Source organism: Arcticibacter eurypsychrophilus (genome assembly GCF_001730525.1).
GTDB classification, from domain to species: domain Bacteria; phylum Bacteroidota; class Bacteroidia; order Sphingobacteriales; family Sphingobacteriaceae; genus Arcticibacter; species Arcticibacter eurypsychrophilus.
On the sequence record NZ_MDFN01000027.1, the window covers coordinates 46,291 to 72,094 of the forward strand.

Consider the following 25,804-nt stretch of genomic DNA (forward strand, 5'->3'; position numbering starts at 1 on the left):
AACGAAATGTGGGTTCAAGTATTTGAACAAAAAGGGCAGATTCTTTTATTTCTACCCTTTTTTTCTTCTTTTAGAAGGGCAAATCATCCCCCGGATCATTCGAATAATCTACTGTTGGTTCCTGATGATTAGCGGTATTTTTCTGTTCTTCACTATGAGATTGTTCATCTCCCGGACTCTTTTTACCCAGCATAGTAAAATTATCCGCTACAACTTCTGTCTGGTAGCGCTTTACTCCGTTCTTATCATCATAAGAGCGGGTTCTAAGTTTACCTTCCACATAAACCAATTCACCCTTCTTCAGGTATTTTTCAGCTACATCCGCTAAACCTCTCCAAACGACAATATTATGCCACTCGGTTTGTTCTACTTTCTTACCATCTCTAGTATAATTTTCCGAGGTTGCTAAGGTAAAACTAGCCACACTTGTCCCATTTTCTAAATGCCGGACTTCAGGGTCTTTACCCAGATGTCCAACCAATATTACTTTATTTACTCCTGCCATAATTTAATTTTTTATTAGTCATTCAAGGTACTAAGTTTCTTAGAAAGGAGAAAATTATTTTTGGCTGAGCTATCTTTTCTAAATCCTCAAAACGAATATACGACCAGTTTACTTTTTGTACTGGTGCTAAGTTAAAATATTGAATAACAATAAATTGAGCATATATAGTTTGATGGCTCAGGAGATGTTTTGCCGAGCGATGTACTGATTCGATCCTGACCTCTGCACCAAAGATTTCTACAAATTCGGGCAAGGCCAAAACAGCATTAGCATCAAGAGCAGTATCCGTTTCAAACAAAGGAAAATCGTATAGATTCTCCCAGATATCCTTAGGTCCTCTTTTATTCATCAGCACCGCGTTATCCTTCAAAACAACCACATAATTAAAGTACCTGGAGCGTGAAATGCCCCCTTTCTTTTTTACAGGAAGATTTCCAATTTCACCTTGTTTCAAGGCATAACAATCCTGATTAACTGGACAAATTACACAATCAGGAGCTTTGGGTTTACAAACAAGAGAACCAAATTCCATCATTGCCTGGTTACTTAACCCAGGTTGTTCTTTATTCATGACCTCATTGGCCAGTTGGGTAAATATTTTCTTGCCCTTGGGACTGTTTATCACCTCTTTGATGCCAAAATAACGAGAAAGGAGTCTGAAAACATTACCATCAACAACCGCTCTGGGCTCATTGACAGAAAAAGAAGATATGGCAGCAGCGGTATATTCCCCGATGCCCTTAAGCAGAATCAAATCATCATACCGGGTAGGAAAAATCCCCTGATAGTTTTCCATTACGAACTTTGCCGTGGCATGCATATTTCTTCCTCTGGAATAATAACCTAACCCCTGCCAAAGATTCAAAATGTCATTTTCTGCAGCACTAGCAAAGTCAGAAACCGCAGGATATTTCTCCAGAAAGCGATTAAAATAGGGCATGCCCTGCTCTACACGCGTTTGTTGAAGGATGATTTCAGAGAGCCAGATCACATAAGGATCACTGGTATTTCGCCATGGAAGATCCCTTTTATTCTGCTGATACCACCCCATTATTTCATCGATAAATTGCATCACGCAAAGGTGATAAAAAGTATCAAACTTAAAATGAGACATCAGGAATCTGACGTCCAATCAATCTAAATTTGCATTATCTCACCGACAATAGCAAGATATTTAGAATTTTGAAAGACATAACAATAAAAATACAAATATCACATTTGCAGCAATATAAAGTGCTCAAAAGTGCACATAACACAGATATACAGACTATTTAACCTAAATAAGCAAAATAAAAACACTATTTATTCGTGGTATCTATCTGACATTTTAGAAGTTAAAAGAAAAATAATTGTTTTTATTTTATGATTACGAATTAAACTAATACTTTTGCAACCCCAAAACAATTAAGAGTTTACGTAAAAAGTTAACATAATAAGATATGACTAAAGCAGAAATTATCGCAGAGATATCCACCAAAACAGGAATCGAAAAGCTAGACGTGCAGGAAGCGGTAGAAGCATTTTTTAAAGTAATTAAAAACTCTATGGTGAATGGAGAGAATGTGTATGTAAGAGGCTTTGGGAGCTTTGTTGTGAAAAAGAGAGCAACAAAGACAGCACGTAACATTTCAAAAAACACAGCGATCATTATTCCTGAGCATTATGTACCAAGCTTTAAACCAGCAAAAGTATTTGTTGAAAAAGTAAAAAACGGTAATGTAACCAAATTGGCAGCAGCAGCTGAAGAAGCAAAATCAGCAGCAGAAGCATAATTTCTGAAGAATGATAAAAGGAAAGCAGATAGCTGTAATTGGTTTAGTAGTGGTATTAATGGGGCTTTTGCTTTCATTAAACATTAAGGGGCTTAAAAAAGGAGAGGAAGGACAACATTCTGGCGAGGCAGCCGAAAAAGCGTCTCAACTTCCAATGGTAAGTGTCGAAAGTGTTTCAACAACGGCTAAGCAAGCACTAAATGCGAACTTATCAGATCAGATATCTTCTCTGGAATCCTCCATCAAATCTGCCGGAGAGCCAGAGAGGTTTAGCCTTCTTAAACAAATTGCTCAAAAATGGGATGATGTGAATCAACCCGCTCCGAGTGCTTTTTACAATGAACAAATTGCTGAAAAGGAAAACACGCTTTCCGCATGGCTTAAAACTGGTGATTTATTTTCCAGCGCTTATAGCTCAACGAAAGATACCTTAATTCAACCTGCATTGGTTGCTAAAGCACTTGTTTCCTACCAGAAAGCATTGGATTTAAATCCAAAAAGCTTGGATGCTAAAACAGGATTAGGTGTAGCTTATGTAAGTGGCACCCCTGAACCAATGAAAGGTATTACCCTCTTGTTGGAAGTGGTTAAGGAAGATCCTAAAAACGTGAAAGCGAATTTAAACCTCGGCTTGTTCTCGATCAAATCGGGCCAGTTCGATAAAGGTGTCATTCGATTTAAGAACGTTTTGGAAAAACAACAACTTCCCGATGCCTGGTTTTATTTGGCCACATGTTATGAAAACCTGGGACAAAAAAAGGAAGCCATACAGGCCTACGAAACAAGCAAGACTCTTGCTGCTGATCCCGGTTTCAGCACGTACATAGACCAACGTATTCAAACCTTAAAAAAGTAATTAATTAACAATAAAAACATTTTAAACTAAAAAACTATGCCAAGCGGTAAGAAAAGAAAGAGACATAAAATGGCTACCCACAAACGTAAAAAACGTTTAAGAAAGAACAGACACAAGAAAAAGTAGTCTAACTAATATATTTAGTTCAAAAGACCTCCACGCTTACGCGAATGGAGGTTCTTGTGTTATGAATCAATTCTTGTGTCATACATTGTCGGCTCAATAAGCCGGCACTAAAAGAGGTAGCTTGGTAAAGGAATTAATAATAAATTCGGCCCCTAATGGGGTAACTATAGCTTTACTGCAAGATAAGCAACTCGTAGAACTTCACACAGAACACATTAACAACAATTATGCAGTAGGAGACATTTACCTTGGGAGGGTTAAAAAAATCATGCCCGGGCTAAATGCCGCCTTTGTTGATGTTGGTTATGAGAAGGACGCTTTTTTGCATTATCTTGACCTGGGGCCTCAGGTACAGTCACTAGTAAAGCTGACGAAGATCGTAAAGAACGGCAGTTATAAAGAAAAATTGCTGAATAATTTTAAGCTGGAAGAGGATATCAATAAATCCGGTAAAATTTCTGAAGTACTGAACCGCAATATGTTATTGCCCGTACAGATTGCTAAAGAACCTATTTCAACTAAAGGCCCACGTTTGAGTTCTGATCTTTCTATTGCAGGAAGATTTGTAGTTCTGGTACCCTTCTCGGAGTCCATTTCTATCTCTAAAAAGATAAAAAGTAATACCGAAAGAACCAGACTAAAAAAGATTGTTGAAAGTATAAAACCTAAGAACTTTGGGGTAATAATACGTACCGTATCCGAAGGAAAAGGTGTAGCTGAATTGCAAAAAGACCTGTTAGATCTGATCTCCCGTTGGGAACTGATCAATACAAGGCTGGAAGCTACAGAGCCTTCAAAGAAAATACTGGGAGAAATGGGCAGAACGTCCACTATCCTGCGTGATCTTTTAAATGCTGACTTCACTAATATCCATGTTAACGACACGGTTATTTATGAAGAAATCCGCATGTATGTAAAAGACATTTCGCCAGAGTTGGAGAAAATTGTAAAGCTTTACAAACACAAAGAGTCCATTTTTGAACACTTTGGAGTAGAAAAGCAGATCAAATCGACCTTTGGACGAACTGTTAACCTTCCCGGAGGCGCATACCTTGTGGTTGAGCATACAGAAGCATTACATGTCATTGATGTCAATAGCGGAAACAGAACAGCAAGTCCGGAAAACCAGGAAGAAAATGCTTTCATGGTCAATAAGGAAGCTGCCAAAGAGATCGCCCGACAATTGCGACTGAGAGATATGGGGGGTATTGTGGTAGTCGATTTTATAGACATGCACAAGCCAAATAACAGGAAAGATCTTTTTGATTACCTGAAGCAGCAAATGGCACTTGATCGTGCAAAACATACGATTCTCCCACCTAGTAAGTTTGGACTGGTACAAATAACCAGACAACGTGTACGTCCGGAGATGAACATTGTAACGAACGAGAAATGCCCTGCATGCGGAGGTACCGGAGAGATTAAGGCCAGTATTGTATTGATGGATGACATTGAAAACAATCTGAACTATATCTTAAATGAGCAGAATGAAAAAAGTGTATCCCTCTCTGTGCACCCGTACATTGCAGCATACATCAAAAAAGGATTCATTACCCGTCAGTGGAAGTGGTTCTTTACTTACGGGAAGTGGATTTCAGTTAAATCTTCTCCTTCCTACTATCTGACAGAATTCCATTTCACGAATTCTAAAGAGGAAGAAATTAAGTTATAATAGTAGAAAAAGGTCCAGGCAGGTTATCATACCCTTAGCCGGGACCTTTTTTTTGTTGCCATCCGCCTTTATCCCATCACATCATAATAATTGATCTTTTTATCTGATCATGTTGTATTTTCGTACAGAATCCAAAGAAAATAAAATTGGCTAAAATTAAATCAGCATATTTCTGTCAAAGCTGTGGTTACGAATCAGTAAAATGGCTTGGCAAATGCCCTTCCTGCAATCAATGGAACACTTTTGTAGAAGAAATTATTCAAAAACCCAGCAGTGCTGTACCCGAGTGGAAAGGCCCTGGGGGCACATCCAAAGTGGCAAAACCATCTGCTATACACGAAATAGCTTATACAGAAGAGAGCCGTTTAGCGACACCTGACCATGAATTTAACCGGGTATTGGGTGGCGGCATTGTTCCTGGTTCATTAGTACTGATTGGAGGAGAACCAGGCATTGGGAAATCCACACTCATGCTGCAACTAGCCCTTAATTTAAAAGGGAAAAAGATACTCTACGTTTCAGGAGAAGAAAGTGAACAGCAGATCAAGATGAGGGCCGAAAGACTATCTCAAGCAGAGCCTGCCAAAGATGGAACCGGCGTATTTATTCTTACAGAAACCTCTACCCAGAATATATTCAAGCAAATAGAAATTCTTGAACCCGATTTAATCATCATTGATTCTATCCAGACCTTGCATTCGGCACATATCGATTCTACACCCGGCAGCGTATCTCAGGTACGCGAATGCGCTGCCGAATTGATGCGATTTGCTAAAGAAACAGCGACTCCAGTTTTCCTGATTGGACATATAACAAAAGACGGATCTATAGCCGGACCAAAGATTCTGGAACATATGGTTGATACAGTACTTCAATTTGAAGGCGATCGGCATCATGTATACCGAATCCTCCGGGCAGTAAAGAACCGCTTTGGTTCTGCATCAGAGCTAGGTATCTATGAAATGCAGGGCGTAGGCTTACGCGAAGTCTCTAACCCCTCTGAAATTTTGCTTTCACAGCGCGATGAAGAACTTACCGGAATCACCATTTCAGCAATGTTAGAGGGCGTTAGACCCATGCTCATCGAAACACAAGCACTCGTAAGCGCCTCTGCATATGGCACCCCCCAACGTTCTGCTACCGGTTTCGATACCAAAAGAATGAATATGCTGCTGGCTGTACTCGAAAAACGATGCGGTTTCCGCTTAAGTGCAAAAGATGTGTTTTTAAATATTGCCGGTGGATTACGGGTCGAAGACCCTGCTGTTGACCTGGGCATCATAGTAGCCATTATATCTTCCCATGAAGATATATCCGTTTCATCCAAGATCTGCTTTGCAGCCGAAGTAGGATTATCAGGCGAAATAAGAGCTGTAAACCGCATTGAACATCGCATAGCGGAAGCTCAAAAGCTAGGATTCGAAGAGATTTACATCTCTAAATACAATCTAAAAGGCATTGACCGTACCAGGTACACCATTGAGATCAAAACATCCTCTAAAATAGAAGATGTTTTTGCTTCGCTTTTTGGGTAATAGACAGGTAAAAAAAGCTTTTATACTAAAATATAAAATTTAAAAACGGATCATTTTTAAGAAAACAGGTTGCCTCTTTCAAAAGAGACAGCCTGTTTTTTTATTGTAAGGAATCAGGGTAATTTTGCATCAATAAGGTTGGTTCGCATCCGGCTGAAACTATACCATCTTATACATAGATTATTATTGAAACTGAATTGAATCTGTGTTGAGTCCGTATTAAGTCCATGTATTCACGTAAAAACATGGACTTAACACGGATTCAACCTAGATTCATTATACAATTAATAACAATCAGAATATAAGATCATACCTTTTTGACTTAATCAGAAAGGTATTTCTAAGCTCTTTGGGTCCGTGCAAAACCAAAACCACATTTTCGTCAAATCAAAACTCTTGACCTCGTAAATTAAATCAAATCCCAACAAAAAAACCTGGCTCAAACGAGACCAGGCTTTACAATAACTTAAAATAATATTAGACCCTCTCCATATTGAAAAAGTCCAAAACTTTCTATTTACTTAAATACATTGATTTCTCTTTGTATAATTTCACAAAATAAGGATCGTTCAGATCTTTAATGAAGCGGATCGCTTCACCAGTAGACTTCATTTCAGGTCCCAGTTGTTTTTCCACTTCAGGGAACTTATCGAAAGAGAAAACAGGTTCCTTAATCGCATAGCCAATCAATTTACGCTCAATTTTAAAGTCTTTCAACTTATTCGCGCCAAGCATGATCTTTGTGGCAATGTTGATATAAGGCACATCGTAGGCTTTTGCAATGAAAGGAACCGTACGGGATGCCCTTGGATTCGCTTCAATTACATATACAATATTCTCCTTTATAGCAAACTGAATATTCAGCAAACCTCTTACCTCAATCGCCTTCGCTAGTTTAATGGTGTATTCTTCCATTAAATCAGTAACGTGTTTAGATAAATTAAAAGGAGGAAGAATGGCATTGGAATCACCGGAATGAATCCCGGCAGGCTCTATATGTTCCATTAAACCGATGATATGCACATCCTCACCATCGCAAATAGAATCAGATTCTGCTTCTTCAGCACGGTCAAGGAAATGATCAATCAATACACGGTTTCCAGGCAAATCACCTAATAGTTTAACTACTGCCTTTTCCAGATCCTCATCATTGATAACGATGCTCATACCTTGTCCACCCAACACATAACTCGGGCGAACCAGTACAGGATAACCGACATGATGCGCTACTTCAATAGCTTCTTCTGCATTTTCTGCCACACCATATCTGGGATAAGGGATGTCAAGCTCTTTCAGCAAATCAGAGAAGCGACCTCTGTCTTCAGCAATATCCATGCTGTCAAAAGAAGTACCGATGATCTTAATACCTAGCGCATGAAGCTTTTCAGCCATTTTCAGGGCAGTTTGACCACCTAGCTGAACAATGACACCCTCAGGTTTTTCAAGCTCAATGATCTCACGTACGTGCTCCCAGAATACCGGCTCAAAATACAGCTTATCAGCCATATTAAAATCGGTAGATACTGTTTCGGGATTACAATTGATCATGATTGACTCATAACCGGCTTCTTTAGCTGCTATCAGACCATGAACACAAGAGTAGTCGAACTCAATTCCCTGACCAATACGGTTGGGTCCGGAGCCTAATACAATAATCTTTTTCTTTTCGGATGGAATGGACTCATTTTCATCTTCGAAAGTGGAATAGTAATAAGGAGTTTTGGCCTGGAACTCAGCAGCACAGGTGTCAACCATTTTGTAGACCCTATTAATGCCCAGTTCCTTTCTGCGGTCATATACCTCATCCTCGGTTACATTACCAAGAAGCCAGGAGATCTGAATGTCAGAATATCCTTTTTGCTTTAAGGTAAGGAAAAAGTCTTTTGGTATATTATTCAGTGAATAACGTTTGATTTCAATCTCCAGATTAACTAATTCCTGAATCTGGATCAGGAACCATTTATCGATACGGGTAGCCTTGCGGATAGATTCCAAAGGAACACCCAAACTCATGGCATCTTTGATGAGGAACAACCTGTTCCAGCTGGGATGCTCAAGGCCGTACATGATCTCGTCGAGGTTACGTGTTTGTCTCCCATCGGCACCAATACCAGCTCGGCCAATTTCAAGGCTCTGTGCAGCTTTTTGAAGCGCTTCAATGAAAGTACGGCCAATTGCCATCACTTCACCTACCGATTTCATCTGCAAGCCGAGTTCCATGTTTGCTCCTTTAAACTTATCGAAGTTCCATCTCGGTATTTTCACGATCACATAATCGAGCGTAGGCTCAAAATAAGCGGAAGTGGTTTTAGTAATTTGATTTTCTACTTCATCCAGGTTATAACCTATGGCGAGCTTAGCAGCGATTTTGGCTATCGGATAGCCCGTTGCTTTTGATGCCAGAGCGGATGAACGCGATACACGCGGGTTAATTTCGATGGCAATAATCGATTCGTCGGCAGGATTTACAGAAAACTGAACATTACAGCCTCCGGCAAAGTTACCGATAGCACGCATCATTTTGATGGCCTGGTTACGCATATCCTGATAACAACGGTCACTGAGGGTCATTGCTGGAGCCACCGTAATGGAATCACCAGTATGAACGCCCATCGGATCGAAGTTTTCGATCGAGCAGATGATGATCACGTTATCTTTATTGTCCCGCAACAACTCAAGCTCAAATTCTTTCCAGCCCAGTACCGCCTGCTCTACCAATACTTCGTGAGTAGGTGAAGCTTGCAGGCCGCGACTTAAAGCTGCGTCAAACTCTTCTTTTTTATGGACTATACCTCCTCCGGTACCCCCAAGGGTATAAGAAGGGCGGATAACAAGGGGGAAACCTATTTCCTGAGCTGCTTCTTTTCCTTCGAGGAAGGAATTGGCAATCTTAGATCGGGCAACACCCACATGGATATCTACCATCAGCTGGCGGAATGCTTCGCGGTTTTCAGTCTTTTCGATAGCAGCGACATCTACTCCAATCACTCTTACATGATACTTTTCCCAGATACCTCTCTCTTCAGCTTCTTTACAAAGATTTAAGGCTGTTTGTCCACCCATGGTAGGCAGCACAGCATCAATTTTTTGTTCCTGAAGGATTTGTTCAATGCTTTCGCACGTTAGAGGAAGCAGATAAACATGATCAGCGATCACTTTATCTGTCATAATGGTAGCCGGATTGGAATTAATAATGGATACTGCTATCCCTTCATCTTTAAGAGATAAAGCAGCCTGCGAGCCGGCGTAATCAAATTCGCAAGCCTGACCGATAATAATGGGTCCTGAACCAATGATCAGGACTGATTTAATGGACGAATCTTTTGGCATAGGTTGTTAAAAGTCAAAAGTTTAAAATTAAAATTTTAAGACTTCATAATCAGCGAGATTTCCTATGCTGTTAATTGAAAATCCCGACCTGATTGTCGGGATGCAAAGGTACATAATTCTAGTACTTTTGCTAATTATAATTAGAAAAGTTTTTAGGAGGCATTTTCTGTAGGGCTATACAACAGAGTTTTAACAAGAAAAACAGGCCATATTAAGTCAAGCTGTTTCATTGTAAAACTGCCAGTTTTACAATGAAGGTAACTGTTGAAGTAGGGATAACTGTTGAAGCTACTTCTATTAAAACAGATAGGTCTGTAATTTTAATTAAGTTTGTGGGTGATCATCTGCGAAGCTTCTTTTGGACAATTATTCCTAAACCAACTCCTTCAAACATCGACATTGGAATGGCTGGGGACTATAACCGGTTTTTTATGCGTGTATCTGGCGGCTAAACAGAATATTTTAAACTGGCCGATATCCATTATAAGCGTAGGCGCCTATGCTTTGCTTTTTTATGATTACCATCTTTTTGGAGACGCCTTTTTACAACTTTATTTCTTAGCTACTGCTATCTATGGTTGGTATTACTGGACAAAAAACAAGGAAGAGCATCATAAACCCATCGCAACATTAGATAGAAAAGGTTATTTGGTAGCAATTGGAGCAGTGATTATTCTATCTGTTGTACTAGGACTTTTTCTGGATCATTTTACCCCATCTGACGTTCCATATATTGACGGTACATGCACCGCCATGAGTTTTGTGGCTCAGATCATGATGACCAGGAAGATCCTGCAAAACTGGATGCTGTGGATCCTGGTAGATGCCATCTACGTGCCCCTCTATTTATATAAAGAACTAGCTCTTACGGCAATATTGTATCTTCTATTCCTTGGGATAGCAGTAATGGGTTATAAGGACTGGAAAAAAACATGGAACGCTACAAGAAAGTAAAAAAAATAGCGGTTGTTGGACCTGAGTCTACGGGGAAATCAACCATTTCGGAGGAGTTAGCGCTACATTACAATACGGTATGGGTGCCTGAGTTTTCCCGTGAATATTGCAGTAAGCTCACAGAACCTTGTAGCTGGCAGGATGAAATAAATATGTTTAAAGGACAGATTGACCTGGAGAATCAGTTAAGCCCTAAAGCCAACGGAATCTTAATTTGCGATACCACTTTTATCACAGTAAAGATCTGGAGTGAGTATATGTTTAGCAAAGCACCCGAAGAAGTACTGTCCGAATTATCAAAGCGCCAATATGATTTTTATTTATTAATGGACATTGATTTACCCTGGCAAGAGGATCCTCTAAGGAATTTTCCACATTTGCGGGAGCACTTTATGAATATATGGCATAAAGAATTGCAATTGCTTCATGCGAACTACCAAGTTATTTCAGGTTTAGCATCATTAAGAAAGGAAAATGCGATAATGGCAATTAACAATTACTTAACATATTTTGACACAATATCTTAGAATGTTTTTCTAATTTTACAGCATAATATTAACACCACGTAACTAGCTATTTATTGTAATGACTATTTACATTGAGGCACAGATGGAGAGATGGAATTTGAGAAGTATTATATTGATAGTGTTAATATTTTTCAACTTTCGACTTAGCTCTCCTAAGTATACGTTCTTTTTAATTAATGATTAAAAACCTTCTGCCCCTCAGAAGGTTTTTTTGTTTCATTAACATTATATTAGAGGCATCAACTTGTAACTATGGAATTTCTTTCAAATCCAGAGATCTGGATCTCCCTTTTAACCCTTACTGTTTTAGAAATCGTGTTGGGTATTGATAACATCATCTTTATCTCTATACTTTCTGGAAAACTTCCTGTAAATCAACAGAAGAAGGCCCGGCAGCTAGGTTTAGGTCTGGCTATGATTACCCGCGTACTCTTGTTATTGTCCTTAAGCTGGGTTATGACGCTTACCTCCGCCTTATTTAATATGGGTGAATGGGTTGGAGTCACGAATCCTGAATTACTGGCAAAGCTGGCTATTTCAGGAAGAGATTTAATCTTACTGAGCGGAGGTTTGTTTTTGATTTACAAGAGTACAGCCGAAATTCACGACAAACTGGAGGGTGAGGACCACACGACAGAGAACAAAAAGGTGCATTCATTTGGTGGTGTGCTGGTTCAGATCCTGATCTTAGATGTGGTATTTTCACTGGATTCAGTGATTACAGCTGTGGGTATGGCCGATCATGTAGAGGTGATGATTGCTGCTGTGGTATTGGCAATAGTGGTAATGCTATTCTCCGCTGATGCGATCAGTTCCTTTGTGAATGAGCATCCTACAGTTAAAATGCTGGCCTTATCGTTTTTGCTATTGATCGGCGTTTCTCTTCTTGCAGAAGGGTTTGATCAGCATATTCCTAAAGGGTATATTTATTTTGCTATGGCTTTCTCTGTGCTTGTAGAGATGTTAAACTTAAAATTAAGGAAAACTTCTACCGAAAAGCCTGTTCATTTAAGGAATTTTCCTGAAGAGGTAAAGAAGTAATTTTAAAAAAGTGAGTTATTGTATCCTACTTCCATTTAGCTTAGTAGTATTTTCATTTCAGTAATAAAAAACGAGGCTGTTTCATCAGTCAAAATCAAGATTCACAAACAGAATTTAATTTCGGTCAACTTCACCAAAGAATAAAAAGATAATAAAAAACAGCAATTTTCGATTTGAAAATTGCTGTTTTTTATTATAAATGAAGCACTCTTTAAGATTTAATTCAGTGGGTTAAAGCCAAAAATGACTTATTAGATAACCTAACTTTTTATTCCTATTTATCAAGGCTAAACTGTATACCTCAAATTCAATATTTTTCTTTAAACCACCCTACAAAGTAGCCCTTTTAAATATTCCCCTTCAGGAAAAGAGGAGCGTACTGGATGGTCTTCCGGCTGACAAAACTGATAGATATACTGAATTTCTTTACCTGCATCTAATGCTGCCCAGGCAAGAATTTGTTTAAAGTGACTAATGTCAACAGCACCTGAACAAGAAAATGTAGCAAGGATCCCTCCGCTATTTAAAAGACCCATAGCCATCCGGTTCAAGTCCTTATACGCTCTTGATGCTTTATCAAGGGAAGACCGTGATGGAGCATATTTAGGCGGATCTAAAACTATCAAATCAAACTTCTCATTTCCTTCCTTTAAGACCCGTAGGTATTTATTGACATCAGATTGAATCGCTTGATACTGACTGGCATCAAAACCATTCAATACAATATTCTGGTTCATGGTTTCAATTGCAAGTGCCGAACTGTCTACACTTACTACGGATGATGCACCATACTTTAATGCATTCAAAGTAAACCCACCAGAATAAGAAAAACAATCCAATACTCTTTTGCCCTGTGTATGCTGCGCAACGATCCGGCGGTTATCCCGCTGATCACAAAAGAAACCTGATTTCTGACCTGCAGCTATGTTAATAAGGTATTTGACATCGTTTTCTATGACTTCTACAAATTCAGGGGGCTCAACACCATAAAGGATACCAAAGGATGCTTCCATTCCATCATGTGCTCTTGCAGAGGCATCACTTCGGTCAAAAATTCCTTTTACGTTGAGTAAAGTCACTAACTCATTTACAATAATATCCTTAAGCTTTTCTACACCCGAAGTTAAGAGTTGAAGTGAAAGATAATCACCATAACGGTCTACAATTAATCCGGGGAGAAAGTCTGCTTCACTGAATATAAGCCTGTACGTATTGGTATGAGTTGAATCTAATAGGCCCTGACGAGCCGAAACAGCCTTTTTAATCCGGACTCTCCACCAGTTTTCATCTACAACGACTGCTTCATCCCACTCTAGTATTCGAACTGCCACACGCGACTGGTCATTAAAAAAACCTCTTGCCAGAAATGCTCCTGAATGATCTGTTACGTCAACAATCTCTCCATTCTCCGGCTTACCTTTGATATTTTCTATCGCACCGGAAAATATCCATGGATGCAATTGGCGAACCGCTTTTTCTTTACCTTTTTTTAAACTAACTTGTGGCATACGCGCAAAGATATAGTTTCAGTTGTTCGCTTTTGTCTAATTTTGATTCTTAATAAGAATCAAAACAATTATTCCAATCACAACTATTTTTTCTTACGGTAATTAAAGGGTTTATTAAGAGCAATGAGATACTATAACTTTACAGCGGAACCTTCGCAATCTGCTGATGACTTCTTTATGAATGAAGCCATTAAAGAAGCAAAGATAGCCTTAAGCCTCGACGAGGTTCCTATAGGTGCGGTCATTGTCAGCAAGGGAACCATCATAGGAAGAGGGCATAATTTAACTGAGCGGCTCCAGGATGTCACTGCACATGCTGAAATGCAAGCTTTTACAGCGGCAGCAAATTATTTGGGTGGTAAATATTTAAAAGATTGTACCCTATATGTCACCATTGAACCTTGCGTCATGTGTGCAGGGGCCTCCTACTGGACACAGATCAACCGTATTGTCTATGGGGCTAAAGATGAGAAAAGGGGCTTTAGTTTGGTTAAATCCATAATCACACATCCGAAGACAGAAATTGTATCCGGAGTGAAAGAAGCAGACTGCGCCTTATTGATAAAGAATTTCTTTTTAGGCAAAAGAAAGTAAAATTGACATAGCACTGAACAAAATCTTCACACATAAGTTATATTTGTAGAACTTAAATTTTAACTTAAAAACTTAATATTATGGCTTTTGAACTTCCTGCGTTAACATACGCAACTGATGCCCTGGAACCAAATATCGACAAAGCGACGATGGAAATCCATCATGGGAAACACCACCAAGCTTATGTTGACAATTTAAATAAGGCGATCGCCGGTACTGCAGGTGATGGCAAAACTATAGAAGAAATTTTAGCTAATATTTCTTCATACCCGGCCCCCGTGCGTAATAATGGAGGTGGGCACTTCAATCACAGTTTATTCTGGACTGTTATAGGTCCTAATGGTGGTGGAGAGCCTACAGGTGAACTTGCAGAAGCAATCATTTCAGCTTTCGGCTCGTTCGAGGACTTTAAGAAGAAGTTTGCTGAAGCTGGTGCAACTCGTTTTGGATCAGGTTGGGTATGGTTAACTGTTTCAGCTGATGGTGCTCTTCAGGTATCATCTACTCCTAATCAGGACAATCCATTAATGGATGTTGCTGATGTAAAAGGAACACCAATTTTAGGATTGGATGTTTGGGAACATGCTTACTACTTAAAATACCAAAACAAACGTCCTGATTACATTGCAGCTTTCTGGAACGTGGTGAACTGGACTGAGGTTGCAGCACGTTTTAAAAAATAATTCTCTTTAAAAACTTTTGTTAAAAAGTAGTGTACTTAAGGGTATACTACTTTTTTTATGGGAAAGAAACTATCATATTTAGCTGTATTTTTTTTAATAAGCATGCTATCAAGTTGCCAGGCAATAGGCGACATATTTAAGGCCGGTTATTATGTAGGCATATTTGTTGTAATAGCGGTGTTGGTGTTAATATTTTGGCTATTTAGCCTTTTCAGAAGAAAATAACAGGTACTGGAAGGAATCTACATGAAGCCTTCCAGTATTTCCTTCTTCGTACTACTTCTCATTTCATCCGGTAGCGATTCTAAGATTTCTTTTTCAAGAGCCGTTATGATACTTCGTTTTAAAAAGTTACGATGTGTTATAATGCTGATTTCCCTTGCCGGAACAGGGTCTTTAAATCGCCTTACCCTTTTGAGTTGTTCTTTACTCAGGTCCGAAAGACTCAATTCAGGTAAAATTGTTATTCCTGAATTCAAATCAACCATCCGCTTGAGCGTTTCAACACTACCCGTATTGTATTCAAAGAGTTTAAGTTTATTCAGCTCTGCTTTTTTACTGCAAAGATTCAGCACCTGATTTCGCATACAATGCCCTTCATTGAGCAACCAAAGATCTTTAATTTCAATATTCTCTGCTACAATACTCTTTCTTTTCAGGACCGGATTATCTTTTGAAGCATATAAGGCAAAAGGTTCATAAAACAAGGGAAGCGCATTTAATGACTTGTCATCCAATGGAGTGGAAACAATTCCGCAATCCAGCAATCCAACCTTTAGCTTTTGAACGATTTGCTCCGTTGTAAACTCCCATATCAACAACTGTACCTTTGGATATTTCGAAGTGAAGCTTAAAATAATTTTAGGAAGCAGGTAGGGTGCAACGGTTGGAATTACGCCAATTTTAAGTGTACCACTTATTTCCTTTTTAAAAGAATGAATAATTTCATTCAAATTATCAGCTTCTGCAAGAACAAGACGCGCCTGTTCAATCACCTGCACACCGATCTCAGTTGGCACTACAGGTTGTTTACTTCGGTCGAAGAGAATCACTCCTAAATTATCTTCCAACTTTTGGATCTGCATACTTAAAGTAGGCTGAGTCACACAACACTTATCTGCCGCCTGTACAAAGTTGCGGAAAGTGTCTACCGCTACAACATATTCTAATTGAACAAGAGTCATATAGTTAAAATCTATATTAGATAACAAATATCAATTTTTTACTCCGATTTATAAAGATGATATTTATACAAGATTTCAAATAGAAATTAATCCGTGTAATTATGACGATCAATAAACAAAGACTCACTACCGCATCAGGAATGCCTTATACGGAAGATGAGAACTCAATGACTGCAGGGCCGAGAGGTCCCGTTCTTATTCAGGATTTTATACTTCATGAAAAGATGGCTCATTTTAACCGTGAGCGTATCCCGGAACGTGTAGTTCATGCAAAAGGCTCAGGAGCATTTGGAACGTTTACGGTAACACATGACATTACACAATATACAAAAGCTAAAATATTTAATAAAATAGGCAAAGAAACGCCCATGTTCATTCGTTTCTCTACAGTAGGAGGCGAAAAAGGATCTGCAGACACCGAACGTGATCCGCGTGGCTTCGCTATGAAATTCTATACGGAAGATGGCAACTGGGATCTTGTAGGTAATAACACCCCGGTTTTCTTTATCAAGGATGCTAAAAAGTTTTCTGACTTTATTCATACTCAGAAGAGAGATCCGCGTACAAATTGTAAAAGCGCTACTATGATGTGGGATTTCTGGTCACTTAATCCGGAAAGTTTACATCAGGTGACCATACTCATGTCAGATCGTGGCACACCTTACTCCTTCAGACACATGCACGGCTTTGGAAGTCATACTTTCTCTTTAATAAATGAAAAAGGTGAACGCAATTGGGTGAAATTCCACTTTAAAACCCAGCAGGGGATTAAGAATTTTACCGATGCTGAAGCTGGATTAAAAAGAGGTACCGATCCTGATTGGGCTCAACGCGACCTGGTTCAATCCATAGAAAGAGGAGATTTCCCTAAATGGGATTTAAAGATCCAGCTGATGTCCGAAACGCAAGCAGCCAAGTTCAGATGGAACCCTTTTGATTTAACTAAAGTATGGCCTCAGGGCGAATTTCCTTTAATTGATGTAGGCGTGATGGAACTCAATCGCATCCCTGATAACTACTTTGCTGATGTGGAACAGGCAGCATTTGCTCCTGCACATGTTGTAAACGGGATTAGTTATTCACCCGACAAAATGCTTCAGGGAAGAATATTATCCTATCCGGATGCGCAGCGTTACAGACTGGGTACTAATTACGAATATATCCCGGTAAATCAATGTCCTTTCATGGTAAGCAACTATCAACGTGATGGTGCCATGCGCGGAGACGGAAATGGTGGATCGACACCTAATTATTTCCCTAACAGCTTTGATAACATAGAAACAGATTCAAAGTATAAGGAACCAGCTATGGATCTGGATTCATCCGTTGCTGATTGGTATGACAGGAATGCAGAAGGAGAAAACGACCACTATACACAACCAGGTGACCTTTACCGTTTAATGGACGCTCAAAACAAGGCACATCTTATTGCCAACATTGCAAGCTCCATGAGTGGTATTGAAGGACCCAGAAAAGAAGAGATTGTTAACCGTCAGCTCTGCCATTGGTTTAGAGCAGACTTAAGTTTAGGAATTGGGGTAGCTAAGGCATTAAGTGTTGACATGGAAAAAGCCATGCAACACATGCCTGCTTAATTATATATATCATTATTAAATAAAGAAGCCCTGGTTGATCCAATCAACCGGGGCTCTTTATTTATTTATTCAGCATTCCCTGTATAAAAGGGATCTCTATTCTACAGTCACTGATTTAGCCAGATTCCTTGGTTGATCTACATTACATCCCCTTAATACGGCAATGTGATAAGATAATAACTGAAGAGGAATAGTAGCCAACAAAGGCAAAAATGCTTCGTTAGACTCAGGAATTTCAATCACATAATCGACCATATCCTTCACTATTTTATCGCCTTCAGTAACAATAGCAATAACCTTTCCTTTTCTAGCCTTTACTTCCTGAATATTACTAATCACTTTCTCGTAAGAGGAGTTTTTAGTTGCTATAAAAACTACGGGCATATCTGCATCAATTAATGCAATAGGACCATGTTTCATTTCAGCCGCGGGATACCCTTCAGCATGAATATAAGAAATCTCTTTCAGTTTCAATGCTCCTTCAAGTGCAACAGGGAAACCACTTCCTCGTCCCAGAAATAAAAAGTTAGGTGAATCCTTAAACTTCTCAGCAATTAAGGCAATCTTTTTATCTTCTTTAAAGCACTTTTCAATTAATGCTGGGATTTCATCCAGCTCAGTAAGCAGGTTGACTAATTTGGCATTGTTGATCGTTCCTTTTAGCTGAGCCATATATAACGCCATTAAGGTTAAAACTGTAACCTGTCCGGTAAACGCCTTAGTTGAAGCTACTCCTATTTCCGGACCAGCATGCGTATATACTCCAGCATGTGTTAGTCTTGGGATCGATGAACCCACTACATTACAGATCCCGAATATGGTTGCACCCCGTTCTTTTGCCAATTCAATTGCAGCAATTGTATCGGCGGTTTCACCAGATTGAGAAATAGCAATCACAATATCTTTTTCGGAAATGATTGGATTCCGATACCTGAATTCCGAAGCATATTCTACTTCAACCGATACGCGTGCAAATTCTTCTATCAGATATTCGCCTACCAGTCCTGCATGCCAGGATGTACCGCAGGCAATGATTACGATTCGCTCTGCGTTCTTTAATTTCTCTGCGTAGTCTTTGATTCCACCTAAACGAACCATGCCTTCAATCGGATAGATACGACCACGCATACAGTCTCTAACAGACCGTGGTTGCTCGTAAATCTCTTTCAGCATAAAATGCTCGAAGCCACCCTTTTCAAGCATTTCTAATTTCAAAGAAAGTTCCTGGATATAGGGAGTTTGAATAATATTATCAATGGATTTAACAACCAGCTCATCGCGTTTTAACAACGCAATCTCTAAATCTTTAAGATAGATCACATTCTTGGTGTACTCCACGATAGGAGTCGCATCAGAAGCGATGAAATACTCACCTTCGCCTACACCAATAACCATTGGACTGCCCTTACGTGCGGCAATTAGCTGATCAGGGAAATCCCGACTCATAACCACAATGGCATAAGCACCAATTACCTTATTCAAAGCTAAACGTACAGCCTCTAATAAGTCCACAGAATCAGTCTGAATTTCTTCAATTAGATGAATAAGAACTTCTGTATCGGTATCACTTTTAAATACATGCCCTTTAGCGATTAAGGCTTCTTTAATAACGGCATAGTTTTCAATGATTCCATTATGGATGATGGAAAGCTTTCCATCTCCAGATTGATGGGGATGGGAATTACGGTCAGATGGTTCTCCATGAGTTGCCCATCGGGTATGTCCCATACCGGTAGTACCTGTTTTATCTGCATCGATAGCAAATGCTTCTAAGTCGCTTACCTTTCCTGCTTTTTTAAGAATTTTTAATCCGCCATTCATTAGGGCGACCCCTGCACTGTCATAACCCCGGTATTCTAACCGATGAAGTCCCTTAATAACAATATCCCAGGCACTACGATAACCTATATATCCAACAATTCCACACATAATTTTATGATCGAAAGCAGCGAATTTATAAAAAAATGAGCCACATTAGGAAAAACTAAAGATATTAATCTGGACGGGTATAGTAAATGTTCAGTTTAATCTTCATATCTGAATTACTTTGTCCGGCCAAGGCAGTCCTTCCTGCTGTAGTTAAAACCGGACTGATATTCGCAGTCTTGGTACTTAGGAACTTTTCATCCAATGGAGCTAAGTAGATGTTATATTGATCCGACTTACCATTAATAAGCCGCTGTACATAGGTACTCACATTAAATACATATCGTTTATTCGTCTTATCATAAGGTACTCCTAAATAAGAAACCTGATCAACCACCTGTCTTTGCCCAGCTATATCAGTCGTATAAATGGCCAATCTGGGGAATTTTTCAACTCCACTTTGATCATCCACATTGATTACCAACTCCGCTTTGTTGATCGCTATCTTGTCAAATGCTTTAGTATCGTTCAGATTAGGCATTGTAATCTTTGTTCGAAGACCTCCCATTGGCTGCGTATACACCGTACTGAAGGATTGAGTAGGAATATCAAGCTGAGTTTTAACAGGTGTGCCTGTATAGTCGTGTTTAATACTAGCGGAAGTGGTTGTATTGCTAACAGCAAATATGACTTTGGTTGTATCAATAACTGTAGGAGTAGCAGTAGCAGAAGATTTATAATATAATTCTAATCCACTTACACCGGTAGTAGCCAGATCAAAGAATATAACCCCTCCTTTATCACCCGGCTGATTCTTTTTTATAGTTACATACAATCCCTGAATATATTTTTGGAAAGCTGCATTCGAAACAAAGTTTGCAGGAAGAGCAGTAGTTTCATTTTTAAGAAAATGATCTTCGATAAATGTTCTATCCATCGGTATCCGCAACTGAGGCTGAACTTTTAGTAAAGTATCAGCAGCTCCCTTTACAATCTGCCTAACAAAGATGCTGTCATTCCACGCAAAACGGCTTACGTTTGGTAACGATCCAATTACTTTAGTACTATCATATTGCCACTTTCTGGTATTGTAATACCTTGAAGCAGACTTATATTCTTCGCCTAACTGATGAACGGTAACACTGTAAAACGCATTTGTTGAATCACCAAAAAATTCCTTTCCATACTTCAATACCAGAACTGCGGAATCTAACGTAGGTTTTGTGCCAAAGGTTAAAGCCGTAGAAGGCAATGCAAGACCAATGGCAATATCTGACTTTGTTTTACCAAAAATCGGATCAGTTAAAGTACCTACCGGAAATTGTGCCAGGCTGGATGCAAGAACACTATCTTCTCTTACAGTTACGGTACCTATATTAAATTCTTCCAGATAACTACTGTTAATAGTGTCTTGTGGATCAATGTCCAATCCTATATTATCCGTTTTCTGACAGCTGCTCAACGCGAAAAAGCTTACCAGAATGAATAAGCTTCTGCTTAAATAGTTCATATGTTTATTATAGATCTTTATCATTCAAATATTTGGCGCTAAGATAAAGAAATAACTTTTTCTTTTGCAGCAATGTTAATTGTTGTTAAATACAGTTTATCCATTCTTTCCCGATGTTAAAGAGTGTTAATTAAACATACCTAATATTTATTGCATCGTTAAAGTCTGTTAAAAATCGCCCTTTAAGACCCCCAAAGGCCATATTTGCAAGACAGAATATACTTTATCATACGATGCGTCAATCCATTAACGGGCTATTTCAAATAAAAGTCTACAAACCACTCCTCCTTTTTTCATGCTTACTATTTCTCTTCTCTTGTAGTAAAAACGATATGGTAGGCTTAAATCAAGATGAATTACAAGGAGTAATTATTTCGGACACCTTTAGCGTCAAAACATCCACCTTACTTTTGGATTCGCTACCGACTGCAGGAAAAGGAGTTCTATTAGCTGGCACGATTTCAGATCCCGATCTGGGTACTATTACAGCTGCATCTTACTTTCAAATTTCGCCTACTGACATTAGCGGTAATACTTTACCCGATGATGCCAAATTTGATTCCATACGGCTCAAGCTCCAATATTCGGGGTACTATTATGGGGATACCACCGTGAAGCAAACGCTATCGGCGCACCAGTTAGCAGACCGCATTGTAATCGAAACCATGCCCGGATACCTGGAACCAGAAGAACAGAACGTGTTTTCGTCTACAGCAACCTTTTACAACCGGAGCAAAGTAAATTACAATACAACTCCGCTAACTTCAAAAACACTTTCCCCACGGCCGGCATCAGGAGACAGTGTCATGATGGCTCTTCCTGTTAGTTTAGGTAAAGAATTGTTTTCCATGATCCAAACTAGTAATACAAAAATCAGTAATACCGAAGGGTTTTTAGATTATTTCAATGGAATTGTCCTAAAGGCAGATGGAAATGCTGTAATAGGCTACAAAGACACGGCTGAAGTCAAAATCTATTATTCCTATACTGGAACAAACGGATTAAAAATAACCAATGAACTTAAATTTAGTCTCTATAACGCCAGTTATCAGTTTAATAGCATCACCGCCGACAGAAGTAACACGGCTCTGAAAGACATTAGTTTGCAAAACAATCAAATCGCGTCAGCCTTAACTGGCAACAAAACATATATCCAGGGAGGACTGGGTTTGGTTACTAAAATTGAGTTTCCAACCATCAGCTCCATTGTGGGTGATAAAACCATTTCCATCAATAAAGCTGAGCTTATTATTCAAAGCACCAAAGCCTCTAATAAACCCTATAAGCTGCCGTCGGAACTCATATTACTAGTCGCCAATCAACACGATAACCCCCAGTCAACCTTCACAGATGCAGCTGCTGGCACTTCGAGTATATATCTAAGAAATACGGATGATGGAATAGCAAAAGCCTCTTACAATTACCCTATTACAGATTATATCAACAATTATGTAAAATCCTATACAAATACTTCTTTACTCCTGAGTCTGCCTGTGAGCGACTTACAAAACACGTTAACCCGGCTTGAGCTAGGTTCACAAGACAATTCATCCACGAAAATTAAATTAATAATTACTTACACCAAACTTTTATAGTTATGAAAAAACTATTCTCATGTATTACTTTTTTATTCCTTGTCCTATTTTTAGCCGGATGTTCATCCAGTAGCGACGATGATGATTTAGCTGGAGATTGGACAAGACAATCAGATTTTGAAGGCGTTTCCAGAAGTGATGCTGCCTCCTTTGTTATTGACAATGTCGCTTATTTAGGCACAGGATTCACTTCAGCAACTTCAACTGAAGAAAGATTAACAGATTTTTGGAAATACGACCCAACTCAGGACAACTGGTTCTCTATTGCCGCTTTACCAGGAACAGCAAGAAATAAAGCAGTAGCTTTCACAGCAAATGGAAAAGGATATGTAGGTCTGGGTACAGATGGAACATATGTGCTGAAAGATTTTTGGGAATACACTCCAGGAACCAACACATGGAAACAAATTGCAGACTTCCCTACCACTAAGGGCAGATACGGAGCAGTAGCTTTTGCCATAAACGAAAGCGGTTATGTAGGTTGCGGAAATGATGGCGACAATGATCAACAGGATTTTTATCGTTACAATGCAACCAGCAATACCTGGACTCAGGTATCCAGTATGAAATCAAAAAGGATCAACCCATTTGCATTTGTAATCAACAACGTTGCCTATGTTGGCGGAGGCTCCAATAATGGATCAATGGTTTCTTCTTTTTATGCATTTAACCCTACAGCAAACACCTGGGATAGAAAAACCTCCCTGTATCCACAAGCGACCAATTCAGAAGACAGTCAGGATATCCAGGATAATGACAACTATGATTATAATCTGCAACGCACATCAGCAGCAACATTCGTTATTGATGGACAAGGTTATATTACTACAGGTACCAATAGCTCTGTGCTGAATACGACCTGGCAATATAATCCTTCAACAGATTTCTGGACTGAAATGGATGTATTTGAAGGAGTTTCCCGCGAAGGATCAGCAGGCTTCACTTTAAATAACAAAGGTTATGTTGCAACCGGAAGATCAGGAGCAACCCGTCTTGATGATCTTTGGAAATTTGATCCAAGTACATCGGATGACGATTAGTATCAATCAAAAATAAAGCAATAAAAAACCCGGTAAAGCATTTCAAAAGCTTTACCGGGTTTTTTTAATGTAGAAATAATTAAGCTAAAGAAGCTAATTCTTCATTGTGAATCTCTTCATAGAGATTAAAATAATTTTCATAATCAGCAGATGCTTCATATTCAATTACTGGTTTGTCAGTTGCCTTTACAAACTTAACAAGCTCAGGACTAATTGCTGCTCCACCAAAAACAACAGCATCAGAGTAAGAAATTGCACCTAAGTGTAATGACTCACAATCCAGGTTTTTGAATGCCTCTAAGTGCGATGCATCCATACCATTCATAATTGCCTTTCTGAAAAAATCAGGTTTTAGCTGCTCAGTAAAGCAATTGTCGTAAACTGAATAAACAATCTTCGAGTTTTTAAACGTAGGATCATCTTTGTAAGTAGTTCTCATGTAAACAGGAACTAAAGAAGTCATCCATCCATGGCAATGTACCACATCAGGCGCCCAACCTAGTTTTTTTACTGTTTCTAATGCTCCTTTACAGAAAAAGATAGTCCGCTCATCATTATCTTCATAGAACTTATTACTATTGTCTCTGAAAACATGCTTTCGCTGAAAATACTCTTCATTGTCTAAGAAATATACCTGCATGCGAGCTGAAGGTATTGATGCGACTTTAATGATCAACGGGTTATCGTTTTCATCGATGATGATGTTCATTCCTGAAAGACGGATGACTTCGTGTAAGCGATTGCGACGTTCATTTATGCTACCAAAACGAGGCATTAAAATGCGGATTTCGAATCCTTTGTCTTGCATTGCTTGTGGAAGTTTCCTGGTAATTTCAGAAATTTTTGTTAACTCGAGGAAAGGCGACATCTCGTGAGTAATAAATAATAACTTCGTTTTTGCCATCTCCAAATGTTAAATAAATGAAAGAATTTGGGACTGCAAATATAGACATATAATATGACATATCAATGAATTACGCAACAGGTATTGATATTATTTATCGATTTATCAGCTATGTGCGTCCAATTATTATCGATTTTAAAGCTGTTTTAGGATTAAAATCAGAAAATTACCGGGTCATTTTATTTTGAGAATTGTATTCGTTTTTATATAATTGCTGCTATTTACCTAAATTTAAATTTCCCACCCGTAATCAAAAGGATTTCACAGGATTAAGGCTCCTTTTTAAAGGGACCTACAATAGTAAAAACCTGAACGGAAAGAGTTCCAATCAAAGGCCTAATGAGCTGATGATTTTTTTTATGTCTTCTTTAGAAATTGAAGCTTCTTCAAATTTATCAAAAATGGTAAGGAGATATATCTCTGTAGAAATAGGGCTTTCTTCGATCAGATAAGTAATTACCCTAAATCCGCTGCTCTTCCCTTTAACTATGACTTAGTCAGCAATCCTAATTTTATAATTGTTCGCATAATAAGCGACGCCAATTTTAGGATTTAATATCAAATATTGTTCTAAGGGACTCTAGCTTTCCTGAAGCGTTTTATACTTTTTGAGCAGACGTTTGGCCTTTCTATGGAAGCAAGGAGTAAGATAACCTCTATTTCTCATTTAGCAAATCAGACATGGAAAGGCATTCCATTTTTCCTTCACGGATTAGCTTTGCCTTAGTTAGACCTTGTTTGACCTCTTCTAGCATTGCTTGCTTCCTGATTATTTATGCTTGTTTTTTATCAACAGAAATGACCTCGCCTCCAAGTTCTTTTACGAACTTTGCTATAAGAGCTTTGGTATTAGCTGGAAATTAGATAGCTAGTAAAGTCATAGTTTAAAATTAACGAAGAACACGGATATAAAAAAATGTCTTTTTATAACGCGGTTATAATTTTTCTGTTAAATAAAACCAGGATGTCAAGGTGATCTGTCAGATCCTAAAATAACTATACACTTG

At 38.8% G+C, this 25,804-nt stretch carries 20 protein-coding genes; 12 read left to right on the forward strand and 8 right to left on the reverse strand.

Going from position 1 to position 25,804, the window contains the following annotated elements; genetic code table 11:
- Nucleotides 1-70 precede the first annotated feature (70 nt).
- Together BFL47_RS14685 and mutY are read right to left on the reverse strand one after the other, a co-directional pair.
- Nucleotides 71-505 carry a single-stranded DNA-binding protein gene (locus tag BFL47_RS14685; RefSeq protein ID WP_069660554.1) on the reverse strand — a complete coding sequence of 145 codons (435 nt, stop codon included), beginning with the start codon at nucleotides 503-505 and terminating at the stop codon, nucleotides 71-73.
- A 22-nt stretch (nucleotides 506-527) separates the two neighbouring features.
- Entirely contained in the window at nucleotides 528-1,577 is a 1,050-nt protein-coding gene (gene mutY / locus BFL47_RS14690) for an A/G-specific adenine glycosylase (RefSeq protein ID WP_069660555.1), read from the reverse strand.
- A gap of 367 nt (nucleotides 1,578-1,944) precedes the next feature.
- Between mutY and BFL47_RS14695 the strand changes: the two genes are divergently transcribed.
- The 4 genes from BFL47_RS14695 to radA all read left to right on the forward strand — a co-directional run bounded on the left by BFL47_RS14695 (nucleotide 1,945) and on the right by radA (nucleotide 6,466).
- The gene (locus BFL47_RS14695; protein WP_016195328.1) at nucleotides 1,945-2,277 is read left to right on the forward strand and encodes an HU family DNA-binding protein; all 333 of its coding nucleotides are present in this window, start codon (nucleotides 1,945-1,947) and stop codon (nucleotides 2,275-2,277) included.
- A gap of 10 nt (nucleotides 2,278-2,287) precedes the next feature.
- Complete coding sequence (locus BFL47_RS14700; protein WP_069660556.1) at nucleotides 2,288-3,133, forward strand: tetratricopeptide repeat protein; 846 nt, start codon at nucleotides 2,288-2,290, stop codon at nucleotides 3,131-3,133.
- A 247-nt stretch (nucleotides 3,134-3,380) separates the two neighbouring features.
- A complete protein-coding gene (locus tag BFL47_RS14705) occupies nucleotides 3,381-4,931 on the forward strand; it encodes an Rne/Rng family ribonuclease (RefSeq protein WP_069660557.1) in 1,551 nt (516 codons plus the stop codon).
- A gap of 146 nt (nucleotides 4,932-5,077) precedes the next feature.
- A complete protein-coding gene (gene radA / locus BFL47_RS14710; protein WP_069660558.1) occupies nucleotides 5,078-6,466 on the forward strand; it encodes a DNA repair protein RadA in 1,389 nt (462 codons plus the stop codon).
- A 513-nt stretch (nucleotides 6,467-6,979) separates the two neighbouring features.
- On the opposite strand, the gene carB is transcribed toward radA, so the two are convergent.
- Nucleotides 6,980-9,796, reverse strand: coding sequence for a carbamoyl-phosphate synthase large subunit (carB, locus tag BFL47_RS14715; RefSeq protein ID WP_069660559.1), 2,817 nt, complete (start codon nucleotides 9,794-9,796; stop codon nucleotides 6,980-6,982).
- A gap of 336 nt (nucleotides 9,797-10,132) precedes the next feature.
- Between carB and pnuC the strand changes: the two genes are divergently transcribed.
- The 3 genes from pnuC to BFL47_RS14730 all read left to right on the forward strand — a co-directional run bounded on the left by pnuC (nucleotide 10,133) and on the right by BFL47_RS14730 (nucleotide 12,318).
- Nucleotides 10,133-10,750, forward strand: coding sequence for a nicotinamide riboside transporter PnuC (gene pnuC / locus BFL47_RS14720; RefSeq protein WP_245681381.1), 618 nt, complete (start codon nucleotides 10,133-10,135; stop codon nucleotides 10,748-10,750).
- Nucleotides 10,729-11,277, forward strand: a complete 549-nt coding sequence (locus tag BFL47_RS14725; protein ID WP_069660560.1) for an AAA family ATPase — start codon at nucleotides 10,729-10,731, stop codon at nucleotides 11,275-11,277. Before pnuC ends, BFL47_RS14725 begins: the two co-directional genes overlap by 22 nt.
- Before the next feature lie 252 nt (nucleotides 11,278-11,529).
- Nucleotides 11,530-12,318 (forward strand): TerC family protein, encoded by a 789-nt coding sequence (locus tag BFL47_RS14730; RefSeq protein ID WP_069660561.1) that lies wholly within the window; start codon nucleotides 11,530-11,532, stop codon nucleotides 12,316-12,318.
- A gap of 320 nt (nucleotides 12,319-12,638) precedes the next feature.
- Here BFL47_RS14730 and BFL47_RS14735 read toward each other — a convergent pair whose 3' ends face one another.
- Entirely contained in the window at nucleotides 12,639-13,826 is a 1,188-nt protein-coding gene (locus BFL47_RS14735; RefSeq protein WP_069660562.1) for a class I SAM-dependent rRNA methyltransferase, read from the reverse strand.
- A 123-nt stretch (nucleotides 13,827-13,949) separates the two neighbouring features.
- On the opposite strand from BFL47_RS14735, the gene BFL47_RS14740 reads away from it, so the two are divergent.
- Nucleotides 13,950-14,420, forward strand: coding sequence for a nucleoside deaminase (locus tag BFL47_RS14740; protein WP_069660563.1), 471 nt, complete (start codon nucleotides 13,950-13,952; stop codon nucleotides 14,418-14,420).
- 80 nt (nucleotides 14,421-14,500) lie between these two features.
- Nucleotides 14,501-15,103 carry a superoxide dismutase gene (locus BFL47_RS14745; protein ID WP_069660564.1) on the forward strand — a complete coding sequence of 201 codons (603 nt, stop codon included), beginning with the start codon at nucleotides 14,501-14,503 and terminating at the stop codon, nucleotides 15,101-15,103.
- 242 nt (nucleotides 15,104-15,345) lie between these two features.
- Here the strand turns inward: BFL47_RS14745 and BFL47_RS14750 are convergent, their stop codons facing one another.
- On the reverse strand, nucleotides 15,346-16,287 hold the full coding sequence (locus tag BFL47_RS14750) for a hydrogen peroxide-inducible genes activator (RefSeq protein ID WP_069660565.1): 942 nt from the start codon (nucleotides 16,285-16,287) through the stop codon (nucleotides 15,346-15,348).
- Between the two features lie 101 nt (nucleotides 16,288-16,388).
- Here BFL47_RS14750 and BFL47_RS14755 point away from each other — a divergent pair, with 101 nt between their 5' ends.
- Nucleotides 16,389-17,882: a catalase gene (locus BFL47_RS14755; protein WP_069660566.1), complete on the forward strand. Its 1,494-nt coding sequence runs from the start codon at nucleotides 16,389-16,391 to the stop codon at nucleotides 17,880-17,882.
- 96 nt (nucleotides 17,883-17,978) lie between these two features.
- Here BFL47_RS14755 and glmS read toward each other — a convergent pair whose 3' ends face one another.
- Both glmS and BFL47_RS14765 read right to left on the reverse strand, forming a co-directional pair.
- The gene (gene glmS / locus BFL47_RS14760) at nucleotides 17,979-19,811 is read right to left on the reverse strand and encodes a glutamine--fructose-6-phosphate transaminase (isomerizing) (RefSeq protein ID WP_069660567.1); all 1,833 of its coding nucleotides are present in this window, start codon (nucleotides 19,809-19,811) and stop codon (nucleotides 17,979-17,981) included.
- A gap of 64 nt (nucleotides 19,812-19,875) precedes the next feature.
- Nucleotides 19,876-21,258: a DUF4270 domain-containing protein gene (locus tag BFL47_RS14765; protein WP_170827330.1), complete on the reverse strand. Its 1,383-nt coding sequence runs from the start codon at nucleotides 21,256-21,258 to the stop codon at nucleotides 19,876-19,878.
- A gap of 332 nt (nucleotides 21,259-21,590) precedes the next feature.
- Between BFL47_RS14765 and BFL47_RS14770 the strand changes: the two genes are divergently transcribed.
- On the forward strand, nucleotides 21,591-22,853 hold the full coding sequence (locus BFL47_RS14770; RefSeq protein WP_069660569.1) for a DUF4270 family protein: 1,263 nt from the start codon (nucleotides 21,591-21,593) through the stop codon (nucleotides 22,851-22,853).
- Between the two features lie 2 nt (nucleotides 22,854-22,855).
- Nucleotides 22,856-23,893 (forward strand): Kelch repeat-containing protein, encoded by a 1,038-nt coding sequence (locus BFL47_RS14775; RefSeq protein ID WP_069660570.1) that lies wholly within the window; start codon nucleotides 22,856-22,858, stop codon nucleotides 23,891-23,893.
- A gap of 79 nt (nucleotides 23,894-23,972) precedes the next feature.
- Here the strand turns inward: BFL47_RS14775 and BFL47_RS14780 are convergent, their stop codons facing one another.
- Nucleotides 23,973-24,797 (reverse strand): glycogen/starch synthase, encoded by an 825-nt coding sequence (locus BFL47_RS14780; protein ID WP_069660571.1) that lies wholly within the window; start codon nucleotides 24,795-24,797, stop codon nucleotides 23,973-23,975.
- Nucleotides 24,798-25,804: the final 1,007 nt, after the last annotated feature.